Consider the following 19812-nt stretch of genomic DNA (forward strand, 5'->3'; position numbering starts at 1 on the left):
TCATGGAGAGCGGACCTGCGATCTTCGCCGGAACGGCATTCGTGTTGTTCGGCGCCGCGCTGCTGCTGTGGACGGCGGCGCGCCTGAGGCTGCGCGCACCGGTGGCACATGGTGTGAGTCCTGTCGCTTCCGCGGCGCTCTCCCTTCTCTTCGGCGTCGCCGCGCTCGGCGGCGGAATCTGGTGCCTCGGTTACGCCTGACAGGGCCTTCCGCGCGGCCTCGTGCCGGTCCGGGCGGCAGACAGGTCGGTTGTCGGGTTACCGTTCGAGTGGCGTTGCGGGCTTTTTCCGTTTGACACGGGGGCGGGATGTACCGTCACACTCCGCAGCGTCACCGCAGAGGGAGGCCGTGTGAGCGTTACCCACACGGCACTGCCCGTTCACCGAGCGTCGACCGGAGAGAAGAGCCAAGTTGTCCCCGACCACCAGCGAGACCGCACAGGGCGGCCGCCGACTCGTCATCGTCGAGTCGCCTGCCAAGGCGAAGACGATTAAGGGCTACCTCGGCCCGGGCTACGTGGTCGAGGCCAGCGTCGGGCACATCCGGGACCTGCCGAACGGTGCGGCCGAGGTCCCCGACAAGTACACCGGCGAGGTCCGGCGGCTCGGCGTGGACGTCGAGCACGACTTCCAGCCCGTCTACGTGGTCAACTCCGACAAGAAGAGCCAGGTCAAGAAGCTCAAGGAGCTGCTCGCCGATTCCGACGAGCTCTTCCTGGCCACCGATGAGGACCGCGAGGGCGAGGCCATCGCCTGGCACCTCCAGGAGGTCCTCAAGCCCAAGGTGCCGGTGCGCCGGATGGTCTTCCACGAGATCACCAAGGACGCCATCCGGGCCGCCGTGGCCAACCCGCGCGAGCTGAACCAGCGCCTGGTCGATGCCCAGGAGACCCGCCGCATCCTCGACCGCCTCTACGGCTACGAGGTCTCGCCGGTCCTGTGGAAGAAGGTCATGCGCGGCCTGTCCGCGGGCCGGGTCCAGTCCGTCGCCACCCGTCTCGTCGTCGAGCGCGAGCGCGAGCGCATCGCCTTCCGCTCCGCCGAGTACTGGGACCTGACCGGCACCTTCGCCACCGGCCGGGCCGGTGACGTCAGCGACCCCGGCACCTTCGGTGCCCGCCTTACGGCCGTCGACGGTCTCCGTGTCGCCCAGGGGCGCGATTTCACCTCGCTCGGGCAGCTCAAGAATGGACAGCGCGAAGCCTCGATTGAGGGCGGTGGTGGGCGACGGGAGGGCGGCGTCAACGTCCTGCACCTGGACGAGGCCGGTGCCCGCTCCCTGGTCACGGCTCTCGCCGACACCGCCTTCACGGTGCGCTCGGTCGAGTCCAAGCCGTACCGCCGCTCGCCGTACGCGCCGTTCCGTACGACCACCCTCCAGCAGGAGGCCAGCCGCAAGCTGGGCTTCGGGGCCAAGGCCACCATGCAGGTCGCGCAGAAGCTGTATGAGAACGGCTACATCACCTATATGCGTACGGACTCCACCGTCCTGTCGGACACGGCGGTGACGGCGGCCCGGGCGCAGGTCACGCAGCTCTACGGCGCGGACTATCTGCCCGACAAGCCGCGCACCTACGCGGGCAAGGTCAAGAACGCCCAGGAGGCGCACGAGGCCATCCGCCCCTCGGGAGACCGTTTCCGCACCCCGGCGGAGACCGGCCTCACGGGCGACCAGTTCCGGCTCTACGAGCTGATCTGGAAGCGGACCGTCGCCTCCCAGATGAAGGACGCGATCGGCAACTCGGTCACCGTCAAGATCGCCGGGCAGGCGAGCGACGGCCGGGACGCCGAGTTCTCCGCCTCCGGTAAGACGATCACCTTCCACGGCTTCATGAAGGCATACGTGGAGGGCGCCGACGACCCGAACGCCGAGCTCGACGACCGCGAGCGCCGGCTGCCGCAGGTCACCGAGGGCGACCGGCTCTCCGCCGAGGAGATCACCGCCGACGGCCACGCGACCAAGCCCCCGGCCCGCTACACCGAGGCGTCGCTGGTCAAGGAGCTCGAAGAGCGCGAGATCGGCCGCCCCTCGACCTACGCCACGATCCTGGGCACCATCCTCGACCGCGGCTATGTCTTCAAGAAGGGCACCGCGCTCGTGCCCTCCTTCCTCAGCTTCGCCGTGGTCAACCTGCTGGAGAAGCACTTCGGCCGGCTGGTCGACTACGACTTCACCGCCAAGATGGAGGACGACCTCGACCGCATCGCGCGCGGCGAGGCCGAGGCCGTGCCGTGGCTGAAGCGCTTCTACTTCGGCGAGGGTGCGCAGGCCGGCGCCGCCGAGGCCGGGAACGGCGACGGCGACCACCTCGGCGGCCTCAAGGAGCTGGTCACCGACCTGGGCGCGATCGACGCCCGGGAGATCTCGTCCTTCCCCGTGGGCGACGGCATCGTGCTGCGCGTCGGCCGCTACGGACCGTACGTCGAGCGCCCGACGGAGATCGAGGGCGGCACCGGCCGGCGCGCCGACGTCCCCGACGACATGCCGCCGGACGAGCTGACGGTGGCATACGCGGAGGAGCTGCTCGCCAAGCCGAGCGGTGAGTTCGAGCTGGGCCCCGACCCCGACACCGGTCGCATGATCGTGGCCAAGGACGGCCGCTACGGCCCGTATGTCACCGAGGTGCTCCCCGAGGACACTCCCAAGACCGGTAAGAACGCCGTCAAGCCGCGCACCGCGTCCCTCCTCAAGTCGATGTCCCTGGACACGGTGACCCTGGAGGACGCGCTCAAGCTGATGTCGCTGCCGCGCGTGGTCGGCGCCGACGCCGAGGGCGTGGAGATCACCGCGCAGAACGGCCGCTACGGCCCGTACCTGAAGAAGGGCACGGACTCGCGGTCGCTGGAGAGCGAGGAGCAGCTCTTCACCATCACGCTCGAGCAGGCGCTGGCGATCTACGCCCAGCCCAAGCAGCGTGGCCGGGCCGCGGCCAAGCCGCCGCTGAAGGAGCTGGGCACCGACCCGGTCAGCGAGCGGCCCGTGGTGGTGAAGGACGGCCGCTTCGGCCCGTACGTCACGGACGGCGAGACCAACGCGACGCTGCGCCGCGACGACGACGTGGAGACCATCACGCCCGAGCGCGGCTATGAGCTGCTCGCCGAGAAGCGCGCCAAGGGCCCGGCCAAGAAGACCGCCAAGAAGACGGCGGCGAAGAAGACCGCGGCCAAGAAGACGACGGCGACCAAGACGGCCGCCAAGAAGACCGCGGCGAAGAAGACGACCGCCAAGAAGACGACCGCGAAGACCGCCGCCAAGAAGACGGCAGCGGCCAAGAAGTCGTCGGCCAACGCCGAGTAGGAAAGCGGAGCAAGGCGGAGCAATCCCCGCGCCATCCACGGCTCACCGCCCGTTTGTTCGGCCGGGGGGCCGTGGATTCATGTGATCCGGATAGGCTGGCGGGATGACGCGAGAGCAGCCAACGGACGTGACCGCCACTTCCGGTGCCCTTGCCGCGGACTCCCGCGAGCGGGCCGTACGAGCCCTGCTGCGCTATCAGCCGCTGCGACGGCTCTGGAGCGCCCAACTCGTCGGCGGCGCGGGGGACGCGCTCGCCGTGCTGGTGCTGGTGCTGCTGACGCTCCAGGCGTCCGTGGCCGCCGACTCCTTCGGCGGCGGGTATCGCGGCGCGGCCTTCGCGGTCGCGGTGGTGCTGGGCGTACGGCTCCTGGCGACCGTGCTGTTCGGCGCGGTGCTCCTCGGGCCGCTCGCGGCGCTCATCGGCCCCTCCGGTCCGCTGGACCGCCGCTGGACCATGGTCGGCGCGGACGGTCTGCGGCTGGTGCTGCTCCTCATCGCGCCGCTGTGGATCGACTGGGCCCCGGCCGACGCCGTCGCCTGGCTGCTCATCACGACCTTCGTCGTCGGCGTCGCGGAGCGCTTCTGGACCGTCGCCAAGGACGGCGCGGCGCCCTCGCTGCTCCCGGCACCGCCCGCCGAGGGCGCGGCCGTGCGCCCGCTGCCCGACCACCTGGACGCGCTGCGGCGGCTCTCGCTCCGTACGAACTTCCTGACGCTGCCGATCGCCGCCGCCGGGCTGCTCGTCGTCACCCTCATCGGCAGGCTGCTGGGCACCGGTGTGGAGTGGTTCCACACCCACCAGGCCGCCCTCGGCTCGTATGTCGGCGCCGGACTCTTCGCCGCGTCGATCTCGATCCTCACCTTCCTCGAACTGCCCGGCGGGCAGACCAGCCGCACCCGCTCCCCCCTGGAGGGGCTGCGCCGCCCGCGCGCCGCCTCCGGTACCGGCGCCGACAAGGGCCGCACCGGTGCCGTTCCGCTGCTGGTGCTCGCCTGCGCCGGGGTGGCGGGCGCGATCGCCGCGGCCGTGGGCGTCGCACCGCTTCAGGCCATGGACCTCGGCGGCGGGCCGGTCGCCTTCGCGCTGCTCGCCCTCGTCCTGGCCGGTGGTCCGGCCCTGGGCATCCGCTGGGCCCCGAAGGTCCTGCCGGGTCTGTCGCGGCGCAGGCTGCTGGCGCTGTCGGTCGCGCTGACCGGGCTCGCGCTGCTCACGGTGGGCCTGGTGCACGACACGACCACCGTCGTGCTGATCGCCTGGGTCGCGGGCGTGCTGGCCGGTATCGCCGCCCACACCGGCCACGCCCTCCTGGACCAGGAGTCCGAGGAGGCCCGCCGGCCCCGGATGACCGCGCATCTTCAGGCCGTCGTCCGCGTCAGCGTCGGGTTCGGCGCGGTCGTCGCGCCGCTGCTCGCCGCCGTCATCGGACCGCACCGGCTCGGCGGGGGCGATTTCGTCTTCGCCCACGGCGGCGCGGCCTTCACCCTGATGCTGGTGGGCGCGCTGCTGCTGCCCGTCGCCGCGCTGGTCCTCGGCCGGACCGACGACCGGCAGGGAGTGCCGCTGCGGCGCGATCTGCGCGAGGCGCTGCTCGGTGGCGGGGGCGCGGACGAGGGCCCGGCCGCCACCGGTTTCTTCATCGCCATCGAGGGCGGCGACGGCTCGGGCAAGTCCACGCAGGTGGAGGCGCTGGCCGAGTGGATAAGGGCCAAGGGCCACGAGGTCGTGGTGACCCGTGAGCCGGGCGCGACCGCGATCGGCAAGCGGCTCCGCTCGATCCTGCTCGACGTCTCGTCCGCCGGGATCTCGCACCGCGCCGAGGCGCTGCTGTACGCGGCGGACCGCGCCGAGCACGTCGACACCGTCGTCCGCCCGGCGCTGGAGCGCGGCGCGGTCGTCATCTCCGACCGCTACATCGACTCCTCCGTGGCCTACCAGGGCGCGGGGCGCGACCTCGCCGCGACCGAGATCGCCCGTATCTCGCGCTGGGCGACGAACGGCCTGGTGCCGCATCTGACGGTGCTGCTGGACGTCTCGCCGGAGACCGCCCGCGAGCGCTTCACCGAGGCCCCGGACCGGCTCGAGTCCGAGCCCGCCGAGTTCCACCAGCGCGTACGGGCCGGATTCCTGGCCCTCGCCGCCGCCGACCCGGCCCGCTATCTCGTCGTCGACGCCGGGCAGCTTCCGGAGGCGGTCACCTCCGTGGTGCGCCACCGCCTGGACCAGATGCTGCCGCTGTCCGAGGCGGAGGTGAAGGCCCAGGAGGAGGCCCGTAAGGCCGCCGAGGAGGAGGCCCGCCGCCGCGCCGAGGAAGAGGCCGCGCGTAAGGCCGAGGAGGAGCGGCTGGAGCGCGAGCGCCAGGAGGCGCTCGCCAAGGCGCGCGCCGAGGAGGAGGAGCGCAAGCGGCGCGAGCTGGAGGAGGCCCGCCGGCGCGAGGCCGAGCGACAGGCGGAGGCGGCCCGTCAGCGGGCCGAGGACGCGCGCCGCAGGGCCGAGGAGGACCGTAAGCGCATCGAGGCCGAGGACCGCGCCCGCGCCGCCGACGAGGAGCGGCGCCGCCTGGAGGCGGAGGCGGAGGCCCTGCGGCGGGCCGAGGCCGAGGCGCGCCGCCAGGAGGAGCAGCGCAGGGCAGAGGAGGCGCTGCTGCGGGCGGAGCAGGCGCGGCTGGCGGCGGACGCGGCGGATACGGCGTCCTCCTCCGGGGCCGATGCGCCGACCGTGGAGACCGAGACCCCGGCCCCGCCGCCGCACGACGCGGATGGCGCCAGGGGCTCGCGGGGCGCGGACGGTGCCCAGGACACCGGCGGTGCCCGGGACGCGGCGGGTCCCGCCTCCGGCGACCCGGACTCGACGAAGACGGTCCAGACGCCGCGGTTCGACCCGTGGGCGGAGTACGTCGGCGAGGGCGGCTCCGGCCGTCCCGCCACCGACCGTTCTGCCACCGGGCGGGACGCGGAGGAGACCACGGTGCTGCCGCCCGTGCCTCCCCAGAACGGCCCGGACGCCGGCGACACCGCCGTGCTGCCGCCCGTACGGCCCCAGGACGGCCCGGGGCACCGGGGCGGCCCGGACGCCGAGGAGACGGCCGTCCTGCCCCAGCCGCCCGCCGAGCCGCCCACGAACGCGGCCGAGGAGACGGCCGTGCTGCCGCCCGTACGGGACGAGCGCTCCGCCGACCCGGTGGACCGGGTCCCGCCGTGGCTGTTCCGGCCGGACGAGGGCCAGGGCCAGGCGCAGGGCCAGGGCCAGGCCCAGGCCCAGGAGAACGAGCGCACACGCGAGATGCCGCAGTACGGCCACGGTCCGGGCCAGGGCCAGGCGCAGGGCGGTGCGGAGCCGCCGCGTCCGCGCCGCCGCCGTCCCGAGTGGGCGGAGGAGACCCCGCTGGACGACCTCCCGTCGCTGGCCGACGAGCTGCTCGGCCCGCGCGACGACGAGGACGGCCGACGCCGCTGACGGCAGGCCGCCGACGGCCACATGGGCGAGGACCGGTGGCGGAACCACGTCACCGGCGGCATCGACGGCAAGCGCTACACCGCGCGGGAGGCCCCCGCGCGGGTGATGCAGAAGCACGAGCGCGGCGCCGAGGCGTATAGGCGTATCTCGGTGAGGACGTCACGGACGGGGCCGCGGACAGGGTCGCCGCCGACGGCACGGTGACGCGTTGGGGCGCCGGCGGCAGGGGCGCTGGCGGGTGGCCGGTGACGGCAGGCGCCGACGAGGCCCGCTGACGGAGAGCCCCAGACGGCAGGGCACCGACGGCGACCCGCTGGCGGCCCGGCCGACCGGGCGCGTCGGCGGCGGTCGTGCTCGGCTGTCGGTGGGGTGGCCCACAATGGGATGCCGTAAGCACGAACGGCGGAGGCAGCCAATGGCGGTGTGGGACGACCTGGTCGGGCAGGACCGAGTAGCGGCCCAGCTCACGGCTGCCGCGCGGGACGCGGACGCCCTGGTCACGGCCGCGGGCGAGGCGATTCCGGCCGCGGAGCCCATGGCGTCGTCCAAGATGACCCACGCCTGGCTGTTCACCGGCCCGCCCGGCTCCGGCCGGGCCACCGCGGCCCGCGCCTTCGCCGCCGCGCTTCAGTGCGTCAGCCCGGACCGGGCGCTCGGCGGCGCCCCCGGCTGCGGTTTCTGCGACGGCTGTCACACCGCCCTCGTCGGCACCCACGCCGATGTGGAGGTGGTCCGTACGGACATGCTCACCATCGGCGTCAAGGAGACCCGGGAGCTCGTCCGCCGTGCCCAGTTGTCGCCCGCCGGCGGCCGGTGGCAGGTGATCGTCATGGAGGACGCCGACCGCCTTACCGAGGGTGCGGGCAATGTTCTCCTCAAGGCCGTCGAGGAGCCCGCGCCGCGCACCGTATGGCTGCTGTGCACGCCCTCGCTGGAGGATGTGCTGCCCACGATCCGCTCCCGCTGCCGTCTCCTCACCCTCCGCACGCCCCCGGTGGAGGCCGTCGCCGACCTCCTCGTCCGGCGCGACGGCATCGACCCCGAGCTGGCCGCTTCCGCCGCCCGCGCCACCCAGGGCCATATCGACCGCGCCCGCCGACTGGCCACCGACGAGCGGGCCCGCGCCCGCCGCGCCGCCGTCCTGAAGCTCCCGCTGCGCGTCGACGACGTGGGCGGCTGCCTCAAGGCGGCCCAGGAGCTGATCGACGCCGCGGCCGAGGACGCCAAGCAGGTGGCGGAGGAGGTCGACGTCAAGGAGACCGAGGAGCTGCGCGCCGCCCTGGGGGCCGCGGCCGGTACGGGCGGGCGGCTGCCACGCGGTACGGCCGGGGCCATGAAGGATCTCCAGGACCGTCAGAAGCGCCGCGCCACCCGCACCCAGCGCGACACCCTCGACCTCGCGCTCACCGATCTGATCGCCTTCTACCGCGATGTGCTGGCCCTCCAGCTCGGCTCCCAGGTCGCGCTCGCCAACACGGACGTACGGGACGCGCTGGAGCGGATCGCGTCGGGCTCGAAGCCCGAGCGGACGCTGCGCCGGATCGAGGCGATCACGGCGTGCCGTCAGGCGCTGGACAGCAATGTGGCGCCGCTGCTGGCGGTCGAGGCGATGACCATGGCGCTGCGGGCCGGCTGAGTCACCCGTACGGGTTCGCCATCGGGCGCATGAAGCGTGTCCGAGCGGATACTCTCCGTAAGGGGGCAAGCCGGCCGTATCGCCAGGACCTGGTCTCCGGGACCTGGTCTCCGGGGCCCGATCTCCAGGGCCCGGTCTCCAGGATCCGAGCGATCCGGGTGATCACCCTGACGACCCTGGCCACCCGGATCACCGTGCTCGACATGATCCGGATGATCCGACCGGTGCGATCCCGCGACTCGACCGCGCGAACCGAGGGATCAGCCCATGAACGCCCCGCACAGCAGCCGCCCGCTCCGGACCCTCGGCGCCGCCCTCGTCTCCGCGGCCCTCGCCTCCGCCGCCCCGCTGTCCTCCGGCTGCTCCGCCGGCGTCTCCTCGCCGCCCGCCGCGTCGATGTCGAAGAAGGCCGTCCCCGCCGCCCTCAAGCCGTACTACGAGCAGTCGCTGAGCTGGCGTCCCTGCGGCGGCGCGGACTTCGAATGCGCCACCCTCAAGGCCCCGCTCGACTACGCGAGACCCGGCACCGGCCGGGATCTGAGACTCGCCGTCTCCCGTAAGAAGGCGACCGGCCCCGGCCGCCCCCTCGGCTCGCTCCTGGTGAACCCCGGCGGCCCCGGCGGCTCCGCGGTCGGCTATCTACAGAGCTTCGCGGCCGTGGGCTACCCGACCCGGGTGCGCGCCCGCTACGACATGGTGGCGATGGACCCGCGCGGCGTGGCCGACAGCGAGCCCGTCACCTGTCTGAGCAACAAGCAGATGGACGCCTTCACCCAGACCGACCAGACGCCCGACGGCCGCGGCGAGACCGATCGTCTCGTCGCCGCCTACAAGAAGTTCGCCCACGGCTGCGCGGCCCGCTCGGGCCGGATCCTCCGCCATGTCTCGACGGTCGAGGCGGCCCGCGACATGGATGTGCTGCGCGCCGCGCTGGGCGACCGGAAGCTCCATTACGTCGGCGCCTCCTACGGCACCTTCCTCGGCGCCACCTACGCCGACCTCTACCCCCACCGCGTCGGCCGTCTCGTCCTCGACGGCGCCCTCGACCCGACGCTGTCCTCCCGGCGTATCAACCGCGACCAGACCGCCGGTTTCGAAACCGCCTTCACCGCCTTCGCCGAGGACTGCGTACGCCGCACCGGCTGCCCCCTCGGCACCGGCTCCGTGGCCGCCGCCCGCGACCGGCTCAGCGCCTTCTTCACCCGCCTCGACTCCCACCCGGTCCCCACCGGCGAGTCCCGCGCCCTGGGCGAGCCCCTCGCCACCATGGGCGTGATCTCCGCAATGTACGACGAGACCGCCTGGCCCCAGTTGCGCACCGCCCTCCGCTCCGCGATGCGCGGCCACGGCGGCGGTCTGCTCAACCTGGCCGACCTCTACTTCGAACGCGACGCCGACGGCTCGTACGCCAACCTCATGTACGCCAACCCCGCCGTCAACTGCCTCGACCTCCCACCCGCCTTCCGCACCCCCGCCGAGGTCAAGAAGTCCCTCCCCGCCTTCCGGAAGGCATCCCCCGTCTTCGGCGGTGCCCTCGCCTGGGCGGCCCTGAACTGCGCCTACTGGCCCGTCCGCCCGACCGGCACCCCCCACGCCCTGCACGCCAAGGGCGCCGCCCCCATCGTCGTCGTCGGCACCACCCGTGACCCCGCCACCCCCTACCCCTGGGCCCGTGCCCTGGCCACCCAGCTCTCCTCCGCCACCCTCCTCACCTACGACGGTGACGGCCATACGGCCTACGGCCGCGGCAGCAACTGCATCGACAACGCGATCAACACCTACCTCCTCACCGGCCGCCCACCCACCCCCCACACCCGCTGCCGCTGACCAGCCCCGGCCCCGCCCGGGCCCCACCCGGCCCCGTACGGAGCACCCCTCGAAGCTGTGTAGACTTGGCGACGCTGCTGCTGCCAATCCGGCACCGCAGCATGCCGCCTTAGCTCAGTCGGCCAGAGCGACGCACTCGTAATGCGTAGGTCAAGGGTTCGATTCCCTTAGGCGGCTCATTTGAGGCCCAGGTCACATTTTCTGTGACCTGGGCCTTTTTTGTTTGGCGCGGATGCCGTGACCCGGCTTGGGCCGGGGCTTGTGGGGGCTGTCCCCCGGGGGAGCTACGTGTGGGTGTCCACCGTGTGGTGACGATTCCGGGGGGTCGGATCCGTAGCGTTCGGGATCGCCGCGGCGCTTTGGCCGCGGATGTGGCGGCGCATTGGGTCGACCGCCACGGAATGCAGCCTTTTCGGCGTCAATTCTCTTACTGGGGAGCAAACATGGTCCGCAATGGTCGGCTGTCCGCTGTGCTCGCGCTGTCGTGTGCCGTGGCAGGTGTGGGGCTGGTCGGCTGTGAGGACTCCACGAAGGCGGATGCGGAGGCGTCCGCCGGTGGGAGGTCCACTACTGCTCCGGGGAAGGCGGCTGATGAGGGCTTGCTCACCGGTACCAAGAAGATCGAGGTCGGCGGCCGGTTGGTGAATGTCTCCTGTTCGGGGACTTCGGCGGACGGCAGGCCGGTCATCACGCTGGTGGCCGGGGGTGGCGACGGGCTGGAGAAGATGGCCGGGATCCAGAAGACCCTGAGCAAGAAGAACCGAGTCTGTTCCTACGACCGGCTTGGCGAGGGGGCCAGTGATCAGCCCGATGGGCCTCAGACGCTCGACAGCACGGGGAAGGTGCTGACCGCGGTGCTCGATCGTGTCGCCGGTGACCGTCCGGTCGTGCTGGCGGGGCATTCGCTGGGCGGGCTGATCGCCGCCCGGTATGCCCCCGACCATCAGGACAGGGTCAAGGGGCTGGTCTTGATGGATGCCACCTCGCCGACGCAGACCGCCGATCTCAACAAGGGGATTCCTGAATCCGCCACCGGCCCGGCAGTCGCATTGCGTGATCAGACCCTCGCGATCCTTCACGGAGGGGAGCCGGAGATGCTCACGGTGCCGGATGGGAAGGTCCGTTCGGCCGGGAGCATTCCGGTGGAGGTGATCCACCACGGGAAGCAGTACCTCGCGGCGGTTCCCGAATACGGGCCGGGGCTGGAGCGGGCGTGGTCCAACGGTCAGCGCAAGTGGCTCGCGGTCTCCAGCCGCAGCAGGCTGAGCACCGCCAAGAACAGCGAGCACTACATCTATGTGGATCAGCCTGACGTTGCCGTTCGGGCGATCGAGCGCGTCGCTTCGCAGGCCGCGGATCGCGCGTAGGGCCCGCGTTGGAGATCTCGCTGCGTAGCGTTCCCTTCGGCCGCGGTGCTTTGGCCGCGGAGGGGCGAAGGAGTCGATGATGAGGGCGGTGCCGTTGATCGGTGTTCGGCGGGTGCCGGAGCTGTGGCGCAGGTTCGATGTCACGGTCCGGGATCTGCCGCTCGGGCTGCTGATTTTCGCCGGGTCGCTCGTACCGGCGTTCCACAACCACGGGACGCAGCTCGGCGGGCTGCCGGGCCGTCCCTTCGACGCACTGGCCGTCGTGGCGGTCGCCCTCCAGTGCCTTCCGCTCGCCGTGCGGCGGCGGTGGCCGGTTCTCTGTCTCGCCCTGGTGTCGGTCGGCTTCGCCGTCGACCAGCTCCGCGGCTACCACTCGTTCGCGGGTACCGCGGTGCCCGTCGCGCTGCTGAGCGTGGGGTCCCATCTGGAACGGCACCGGCGCCCCACCGCGCTGGTCTTCTCCGCGGCGTATGTGCCGCTGGCGGTGGCGCTCTACCGGCTCGGTTCGGGCGCCGAATCGCCGGGTGAGTTCACGCTGTACTACCTGGCGCTGGCCCTCCCATGGGGCATGGGGTCGTGGCTGCGCTCCACCCGGGCCGCGGAGGCGGAACGCCGCCGCCTTGTCGCCGAGCACACCCGCACCGCCGAACGCACCCGTATCGCCCGCGAGCTCCACGACGTCGTGACCCACCATGTGACCGCGATGGTCGTGCAGGCCGAGGCGGCACGCTATCTGACCGCCGCGCCCGACCGGCTCGACCAGGCCCTGACCGCCGTCACCGACACCGGCCGACGGGCCATCACCGATCTGCGGCACCTGCTCGATCTGCTCAACCCCGAGTACGGCACCGAGGCCAGGACGCCGGCCGTCGGCAGGCTTCTCACGCTCGTGGAGCAGACCCGCCGTGCCGGGCAGCCGGTGGAGTTCGCCGAGAAGGGCACGCCGACGGAGTCGAACGGCAGCGCCGACTTCGTGGCCTACCGGGTGGTGCAGGAGGCCCTGACGAACGCCCTCAAGTACGCTCACGGCAGCCGCACCTCGGTCCAGGTGCACCACGGCGCAAGGGAGATCACCGTGGAGGTCAGCACGGACGGTTCCGGCTCGCGGGCCGGGTCCCCCGGCGGGAGCGGGCGGGGCCTGGCCGGGCTGCGCGAACGGGTCGACGTCCTGGGCGGTGACTTCAGCGCGGGCGGGCGGACGGGCGGCGGCTTCGTCGTACGGGCACGGATACCCGCGGGGCGCCCGTCATGACCGAGCCGAGCGCCGTGACCGAGCCGATCCGGGTGCTGGTCTGCGATGACCAGGTACTGGTCCGCACCGGGCTGGTGACGATCATCGACGCCCAGCCCGATCTCGCAGTGGTGGGTGAGTGCGGGGACGGGCGGACCGCGGTCGAACTCGCCGGGCGGCTGCGCCCGGAGGTCGTGGTGATGGACGTACGCATGCCGGTGCTCGACGGCATCGAGGCCACCCGGCTGCTGGCCGGTGCCGGGGTGCCGCATCCCGTCAAGGTGCTCGTGGTGACCACGTTCAATCTGGACGAGTACGTCTACGAGGCGCTGCGCGCGGGGGCGAGCGGGTTTCTGCTCAAGGACGCGCCGCCGTCCCGACTGCTGCACGGCATCCGGACCGTGGCCACCGGCGCGGCACTGCTGGACCCCGAGGTGACGCGGCAGCTCGTGGGCACGTACGCCGCCCGCATCCGGCCCGCCGAGGGGCCGCCGCGCGACATCCCGCTGACCCCCCGCGAACTGGAAGTCCTCCGTCTCATCGCGAATGGCCTCTCCAACAGCGAAATCGCCGCGACCCTGGTGATCAGCCAGGAGACCGTCAAGACCTTCGTCTCACGCATCCTCGCCAAGCTCGGACTCCGCGACCGAGTCCAGGCGGTCGTCTACGCCTACCGCCGGGGTCTGGTGACCTGAGGCTGAGGCTGAGGCCCGCGCCGGTGGCCGGGACGCGCGGAACCCCAGCACGGACCGGGTCCGATCTGGGGTTCTCTATGCCGTCAGCCGTGCTGTCAGCTATTGATGGGCGGCTTGGACGACCAGGCGGTCAGCGACAGGGTGCCGTTGTCGAGGTCCTCGCCGAAGGCGACGGTGCTGTGGGAGTTGCTGCCCGTCGGGGAGATCTGGAGGTACTTCGCGTGGGCGGTCGAGGCGCCGGTGGTGGTCCACACCAGGTCGGCCCAGGCGCTCTTGCCCGGTCCGAGGGTGATCGGGTGGGAGCCCGGGTCGGTGGCGAAGTAGGTGCTGCCGTGGCGGGCGGTGGTCTTGATGGCGGTGTGTCCGGCGCCCTCCAGTGCCAGCCCGGCGTAGCCGCTGATCACACAGGTCTCGTCGCCGGTGTTCTTCACCCGCAGGAATGTGCCCCGGTGGTTCATCCCCGCCTGGGAGGTGCCGGCCGAGTCCAGGGTCGCCCGCAGCGTCCCCGGCTGGCATTCGGAGGTCGCCTGCGCCTTGTCGGACCCCGAGCCAAGGGCCGTTGCCTGCTTGCCCGTCTGGCCCGCCTGGTTGTGGATCGAGGCGTCCGACTGCGACGACTTCGCGGAGGACGACGCGTGGGAGGAGGAGCTCCCCTTGGCGTCGGACGACGAGTCGTCGCTCCCGCAGGCGGTGAGGGCGACGGCCGAGGCGGCGGCGATCAGCGCGGCCACACCGGCCTTGCGGACCCGGCGGTTGAGAGTGTGGTGCGACATGACGACCCCCATGGGCTTCCGGTTTGTGCGGTTCCTGCTCACGCACCATCCATGGTGTCGGCCGCCGCTGGCGTTCTCTTAACGACCGCTGGCGATTCGCTAACGTCCGGCTAACGCCCGCCGTCACCCCTCGGCCGGGGTCCAGTCGGCCACGAGGTCCAGGAGACCTGGGAAGCGTGCGTTGAGGTCGGCGATCCGGACGTGGCTGCGGCGCTCCAGGCCGTATTGGCGCTGGCGGGTGACGCCTGCTTCGCGGAGGGCCTTGAAGTGGTGGGTGAGCGAGGACTTGGGGCGGTCCAGACCGAACCAGCCGCAGGTGTGATCGAACCGCTCCGATTCGAGGAGCAGTTTGCGCACGATGCGGAGGCGGAGGGGGTCGCTCAGGGCGCCCAGGACCGTTTCCAGCCGGATCTCCTCCACGGCCGGTTCCGGGAGCGGGGGCGGGAGGTCGGGGGGTTCGGGGAGCGCCTTGATGGCGGGGCGGGCGCTTTGGGGTGTTTGCGGTGGATGGGCGGTCTGAGTGGTCTGAGCGGTCATTGTCGGGTCCTCGTCGCGCGGCTCGCTGTACGAGTCCGATCGTACTGCATGCTAAGTTCGATTTAAGTCGTACTGAGGTCGTCGGGAGGAGCTGTCGTGACGGGGAGTCGGGCCGTGGCGGTGCCGGGTGCGCGGGAGGCACATGAGGAGAGGGGCGAGAAGGCGGAGGGGGCGGCCGCGACCCGGTGGGTGTGGACGGCCGCATGGCCGGTGACCGCCGTGTTCGTCCTCTCGAACGCGGCGACGCCGCTGTATGTGCGGTGGCAGCGCGAGATCGGGTTCTCCAAGGGCACCCTGACGGTGATCTTCGCCTGCTACATCGTCGGGCTGCTCGGTTCGCTGCTGGTCTCGGGCGTGGTGTCGGACCGGGTGGGACGGAAGCCCGTGCTGCTGCCCGCGCTCGGGCTCGCGATGGCGGCATGCGCGATCTTCGCGAGTGCGTCGGCCGTGGCGGCGCTGATCGTGGCGCGGTTGTTCAGCGGGATCGCGGTGGGCGCCGTCGTCTCCGCCGGGATGGCGGCGGTGACCGATGTGGCCGGGCCGGGGCGCCGGCGGCTGGCGGCGCTGCTGGCCTCGTGCGCGATGGTGTTCGGGGCCGGGCTGGGGCCGTTGCTCGCCGGGGTGCTGGGCAAGGGGGTGTTCGTCCTGGAGGCGGTGCTGCTGGCGGCGGCGGTCGTGGTCGTGGTGCGGATGCCGGTACGGCGTCCCGTCGCGCCCGCGAAGGGGGCGTGGGTGCGGATGCCCGGGGTGCCGCGGGGCAGCGGGGGGCAACTCCTCATGGGCATCGCCGTCTTCGCGCCCGGCATCACCGCCACCTCCTTCGTACTGTCCCTCGGGCCGTCGCTGCTCTCGGGGCTGCTGGACACCACCAGCCCGGTGGCCGCGGGCGCCATGGCCTTCGTGATGTTCCTCACCGCGACCGGTGCGCAGTTCGCCGTCCAGCGGCTGGACCGGCGGACGATCCTCATGGCCGGTGCCGTCAGTACGACGATCGGCATGGGCGCGCTCATCGCCGCCGTCCGCGCCTCCTCCGTGCCGCTGCTCGTCACCGCCGCGCTGCTGGCCGGGGCGGGGCAGGGGATGGGGCAGCTCGGCGGGCTGTCGCTGCTCAACTCCAGTGTTCCGGCGAGCCGCCTGGCGGAGGCCAACGCGGCGCTCAACGTCGGGGGCTATGTGCCCGCGGGCGTGCTGCCGGTAACGGCGGGTTACCTCAGCGATGCGGCGGGGCTGACGACGGGGGCGACCGTATTCGGGGCCGTGCTCATGGCGTTGGCCCTCGTCGGGGGCTGGTGGTGCTCGCCGGCCCGCCATCCGTCCGCAAGAAGTAGGCATGGGGGCATCGAGGGTGGGTAGGCGGGTCCCCAATCAGCCTATGCATGCAGCCGATACAGGGAGTGCGACGGTGAACGACACGGCACCCGTGACAATGTCGACACTGACGGCAGCCGAAGCTGAGCAAGCACATGGTGTTCAGGTACGCGACATTGCACTGGATGGAATGGAGAACGCCGGACTGTCCGATCTGCCCACGGTGGACGATCCGGCAAAGGTGGCGCCCAAGGACGCGCGGGCGCTGACCAAGACGTTCCTGGACCGGCTGACGGAGCTGGAGGAGGGGACGCACGAGTACCAGTACGTGCGGAACACCCTTATCGAGCTCAACCTGTCGCTGGTCCGGTACGCCGCCCGGCGGTTCCACAACCGCTCGGTGGAGATGGAGGACATCGTCCAGGTCGGCACCATCGGGCTGATCAAGGCGATCGACCGGTTCGATCTGAGCCGCGAGGTCGAGTTCACCACCTTCGCCGTTCCGTACATCGTCGGCGAGATCAAGAGGTTCTTCCGCGACACCAGTTGGGCGGTGCATGTTCCCCGCCGTCTCCAGGAGTTGCGGATCGACCTCGCCAAGGCGAACGAGGAGCTGTTCCAGCGGCTGGACCGGTCGCCCACCACGGCCGAGCTCGCGGAGCATCTGGAGCTGAGCGAGGACGAGGTCGTCGACGGACTGGTGGCCAGCAACGGCTATCTCACCACCTCGCTGGACGCGCCCGCCGAGCAGGAGAGCGGGGCCACGCGGGTGACCACGTACGCGGACCGGTTCGGCGACGTCGACCCGGCCATGGAGACCGTGGAGAATCTGCACGCGCTCAAGCCGCTGGTGGAAGAGCTGGGTGAGCGGGACCGCCGCATCTTGCAGCTTCGGTTCGGCGAGGAGCTGACCCAGTCGGAGATCGGCGCCGAACTCGGCGTCTCCCAGATGCATGTCTCCCGGCTGCTCAGTCGGGCGCTGGGCCGGTTGCGGCGCGGAATGCTCGCCGACTAGCGACTAGCGACTAGACACACAGACCGTAGGGGCCCGGCCGGAGAAATCTCGATGCTGACTCTGTCGGGGATCTTGAGGATCCCCGGCGGGGCAGTGTGATCAACGGGCATGCTCGGCTCTGTTCAAGAACCAATGCAGTTGTCGAGGTGCCCGTTGTCGCTCCGCCCCCGTTCCGGTGAGCAAGTCCCTTCTCTGACCGTGCAGATGGCGCGGGCGAGCAATCCGGGCGGTACGACGGCGATGTGGGTGAGAGACCACCTGGGCGGGCTGTGGCGTGACGAGGACTTCGCCGACTGGTACCCGCGTGATGGCCGCCCGGGTCTCTCGCCCGCCCAGCTGGCCACCGTCTGCGTGCTTCAGTTCCTCCTCGGTCTGTCGGACCGGCAGGCAGCCGAAGCGGTTCGCTGCCGCATCGATTTCAAGTACGCGCTGGCCATGGAACTGGACGACCCCGGCTTCCACCACAGCGTGCTGGCCGACTTCCGTGAGCGTCTCACCGAGGACGGCCGAGCCGACCGTCTCCTCGACCTCGCGCTCGCGCGCCTGAAGGAGGCCGGTCTCGTCCGTGAGCGCACCACCCAGCGCACGGACTCCACCCATGTCCTGGCCGCGGTGCGCGACCTGACCCGGCTGGAACTGGTCACCGAGGCGGTCCGCGCCGCGCTGGAAGAACTGGCCGGCACAGCTCCGCACCTGCTGGCCGGCCTGGTCGACGAGGAGTGGGGGCGCCGCTACGGCCGTCCGGTCCGTCTGGGCAAGAACCCCACCCGCCCCAAGTCCAGGATCCTCGCCACCGGAGGCGATGCCGTCCGGCTGATCGAGCACCTCGGGCAGCACGGGCCGGAACGCTTGTCCGGGCCCCGCGTCCAGGCCCTGCGGCAGATCATGGTGCAGAACTACTGCCGCGACGGGGCCGGCCGCCTGCGCTGGCGCACCGCCGAGGACGGCGGCCTGCCGCCCTCGGCCGTCGCGGTCGTCTCGCCCTACGATCCGACGGCCCGCTACGCGCGCCGCGGCGACACCCGCTGGAAAGGCTTCGTCGCGCATCTCACCGAGACCTGTGACCCGGACGGTGTCAACGTGATCACGGATGTGGCCACCACCGACGCCACCGGCTACGACGCGAAGGCTCTGCCCGGCATCCACACCCGGCTGGGGCGCCGCGGGCTGCTGCCCGCCGAGCACCTGGTCGACGGCGGTTACACCTCCCTGGTCCATCTGGAACAGGCAGCCCGCGAACACCAGATCACGGTCACCGGACCACTGCCGGTCAACACCACCCGCCAGCACCGCAGGAACAACGGGTTCGGCCGCGACGACTTCCACATCGACTTCGACCGCCGGCAGGTCACCTGCCCACAGGGCGAGACCAGCGCGGGATGGCACGGCCCCTACCCGGCTTCCTCACCCACCGCGGCACCTCTGATCATCGCGCGGTTCACCAAGGGCCAGTGCCGTCCCTGCCCGGTCCGCACCCGCTGCACGACCACCGCCGACAGCGCCCGGAGCGTGGGCTTTCCCCCGCGAGAACTCCGTGACCTGCAACTCCGCGTCCGTGCCGAGCAGCAGACATCCGAATGGCAGGCCCGCTATGCGGTCCGCTCCGGAGTGGAAGGCACCGTCAACGAGCTCGCCCACGGACACGGCATGCGCCACTGCCGCTACCGGGGACAGCACAAAGCCCACCTACAGCACGTGTTCACGGCCATCGCCGCAAACATCGAGCGCCTCAGCCGACGGCCGCCGACCGGAGAAGCACCTCCGTCCCGGCCGCCGACCGCCTTCCAGAACTACCTGGACCAGCACGGAATCACCCGGCCGAGGTCTTGGCGGTCCGCCAAAGACTGAACAGACCGCCAAGATCCCCGACAGAGTCAGCATCGAGAAATCTCCGGCCGGGCCCCTACGGTCTGCGCCGTGTCGGGTCTGTCCCGCACGGTCTTCGGGCTACCAGCGGTACCACCGTCCACGTCGCCCGCCGACCGTCGGCCGGGCCACGAAGCCGATCAGCCAGACGGCGAGCACGATGACCGCGATCCACCACAGAGCCTTCAAGGCGAATCCGGCGCCGAAGAGAAGCAGTGCGAGAAGAAGAACGACTAGCAGGGGAACCATGATTACCAACCTCCTCGACGCCGCGAGTACCCCATCGGGAATCCGGCACACCTGATCAATTCATGCTGTTTCGAACACTCCCGTTACCCCTGGTGGCTGGATGGCGTGGCGTCTCACGGTGAGCGGAGGCAGGCTGGAGGGGCAGAGGTCAGAGGGTGATACGTCATGATCCAGCCAGCCGATATCCGTGAGTGGCGTGACCGGGATGTCGTCGATGAGCAGGGCCGCAAGATCGGGGTGCTCGAGGCGATCTACGTGGCCACCGCCACCGATGAACCCGCCATGGCCACGGTCCGCACCGGACTGCCCACCCGCCACCGGCTGGTGTTCGTCCCGGTGGACGACGCGGTGGTCGGGCCGGGCTATGTGAAGGTCTCCTACACGCGGTCGCTGGTGAAGAAGGCCCCCTCGCTCGGCATCGACGATGTGCTGCCCGCGGAGCAGGAGGGGGCGATCTTCCAGCACTACGGGAAGACGTACCAGTCGGGTCCGGGCGGCGGGCGGCAGCTCGCACGCCGCTGATGGCCGAGGACGCTTGACGTACGAGGAGAGGTGTC

At 71.5% G+C, this 19812-nt stretch carries 15 protein-coding genes and 1 tRNA gene; 13 read left to right on the forward strand and 3 right to left on the reverse strand.

The features are described 5' to 3' along the window. Positions 1 to 2: 2 nt before the first annotated feature. The 9 genes from ACK1X7_RS27455 to ACK1X7_RS27495 all read left to right on the forward strand — a co-directional run bounded on the left by ACK1X7_RS27455 (position 3) and on the right by ACK1X7_RS27495 (position 13507). Positions 3 to 200, forward strand: a complete 198-nt coding sequence (locus ACK1X7_RS27455; protein ID WP_014061724.1) for a hypothetical protein — start codon at positions 3 to 5, stop codon at positions 198 to 200. A gap of 211 nt (positions 201 to 411) precedes the next feature. Further along, a complete protein-coding gene (gene topA, locus ACK1X7_RS27460; protein ID WP_385140073.1) occupies positions 412 to 3297 on the forward strand; it encodes a type I DNA topoisomerase in 2886 nt (961 codons plus the stop codon). Between the two features lie 103 nt (positions 3298 to 3400). Next, positions 3401 to 6751 (forward strand): dTMP kinase, encoded by a 3351-nt coding sequence (tmk, locus tag ACK1X7_RS27465; RefSeq protein ID WP_413115776.1) that lies wholly within the window; start codon positions 3401 to 3403, stop codon positions 6749 to 6751. A 415-nt stretch (positions 6752 to 7166) separates the two neighbouring features. Then, a complete protein-coding gene (locus ACK1X7_RS27470; protein ID WP_385140065.1) occupies positions 7167 to 8387 on the forward strand; it encodes a DNA polymerase III subunit delta' in 1221 nt (406 codons plus the stop codon). Positions 8388 to 8654: 267 nt separating this feature from the next. Further along, complete coding sequence (locus ACK1X7_RS27475) at positions 8655 to 10214, forward strand: alpha/beta hydrolase (RefSeq protein ID WP_385140062.1); 1560 nt, start codon at positions 8655 to 8657, stop codon at positions 10212 to 10214. Between the two features lie 103 nt (positions 10215 to 10317). Then, positions 10318 to 10391 (forward strand) — tRNA-Thr (locus ACK1X7_RS27480). A gap of 266 nt (positions 10392 to 10657) precedes the next feature. After that, the gene (locus tag ACK1X7_RS27485; protein ID WP_385140117.1) at positions 10658 to 11581 is read left to right on the forward strand and encodes an alpha/beta fold hydrolase; all 924 of its coding nucleotides are present in this window, start codon (positions 10658 to 10660) and stop codon (positions 11579 to 11581) included. A gap of 79 nt (positions 11582 to 11660) precedes the next feature. Then, a complete protein-coding gene (locus tag ACK1X7_RS27490; RefSeq protein WP_398162003.1) occupies positions 11661 to 12833 on the forward strand; it encodes a sensor histidine kinase in 1173 nt (390 codons plus the stop codon). A gap of 14 nt (positions 12834 to 12847) precedes the next feature. Beyond that, entirely contained in the window at positions 12848 to 13507 is a 660-nt protein-coding gene (locus ACK1X7_RS27495) for a response regulator (RefSeq protein WP_385140114.1), read from the forward strand. 95 nt (positions 13508 to 13602) lie between these two features. Here ACK1X7_RS27495 and ACK1X7_RS27500 read toward each other — a convergent pair whose 3' ends face one another. Then, entirely contained in the window at positions 13603 to 14280 is a 678-nt protein-coding gene (locus ACK1X7_RS27500) for a DUF4232 domain-containing protein (RefSeq protein ID WP_385139991.1), read from the reverse strand. A gap of 123 nt (positions 14281 to 14403) precedes the next feature. Further along, positions 14404 to 14817: an ArsR/SmtB family transcription factor gene (locus ACK1X7_RS27505; protein WP_385139989.1), complete on the reverse strand. Its 414-nt coding sequence runs from the start codon at positions 14815 to 14817 to the stop codon at positions 14404 to 14406. 189 nt (positions 14818 to 15006) lie between these two features. Here ACK1X7_RS27505 and ACK1X7_RS27510 point away from each other — a divergent pair, with 189 nt between their 5' ends. The 3 genes from ACK1X7_RS27510 to ACK1X7_RS27520 all read left to right on the forward strand — a co-directional run bounded on the left by ACK1X7_RS27510 (position 15007) and on the right by ACK1X7_RS27520 (position 18988). Beyond that, positions 15007 to 16170, forward strand: a complete 1164-nt coding sequence (locus tag ACK1X7_RS27510) for an MFS transporter (RefSeq protein ID WP_413116913.1) — start codon at positions 15007 to 15009, stop codon at positions 16168 to 16170. Positions 16171 to 16315: 145 nt separating this feature from the next. Then, positions 16316 to 17140 carry an RNA polymerase sigma factor SigF gene (locus ACK1X7_RS27515; RefSeq protein ID WP_385139986.1) on the forward strand — a complete coding sequence of 275 codons (825 nt, stop codon included), beginning with the start codon at positions 16316 to 16318 and terminating at the stop codon, positions 17138 to 17140. 240 nt (positions 17141 to 17380) lie between these two features. Next, positions 17381 to 18988, forward strand: coding sequence for an IS1182 family transposase (locus ACK1X7_RS27520; protein ID WP_390796165.1), 1608 nt, complete (start codon positions 17381 to 17383; stop codon positions 18986 to 18988). 99 nt (positions 18989 to 19087) lie between these two features. Here ACK1X7_RS27520 and ACK1X7_RS27525 read toward each other — a convergent pair whose 3' ends face one another. Next, positions 19088 to 19255, reverse strand: coding sequence for a hydrophobic protein (locus ACK1X7_RS27525; RefSeq protein ID WP_078642219.1), 168 nt, complete (start codon positions 19253 to 19255; stop codon positions 19088 to 19090). 165 nt (positions 19256 to 19420) lie between these two features. Between ACK1X7_RS27525 and ACK1X7_RS27530 the strand changes: the two genes are divergently transcribed. Further along, on the forward strand, positions 19421 to 19777 hold the full coding sequence (locus ACK1X7_RS27530; RefSeq protein ID WP_385143950.1) for a PRC-barrel domain-containing protein: 357 nt from the start codon (positions 19421 to 19423) through the stop codon (positions 19775 to 19777). Positions 19778 to 19812 lie beyond the last annotated feature (35 nt).

The organism is Streptomyces sp. CY-1 (assembly GCF_047218265.1).
Classification (GTDB): domain Bacteria; phylum Actinomycetota; class Actinomycetes; order Streptomycetales; family Streptomycetaceae; genus Streptomyces; species Streptomyces niphimycinicus.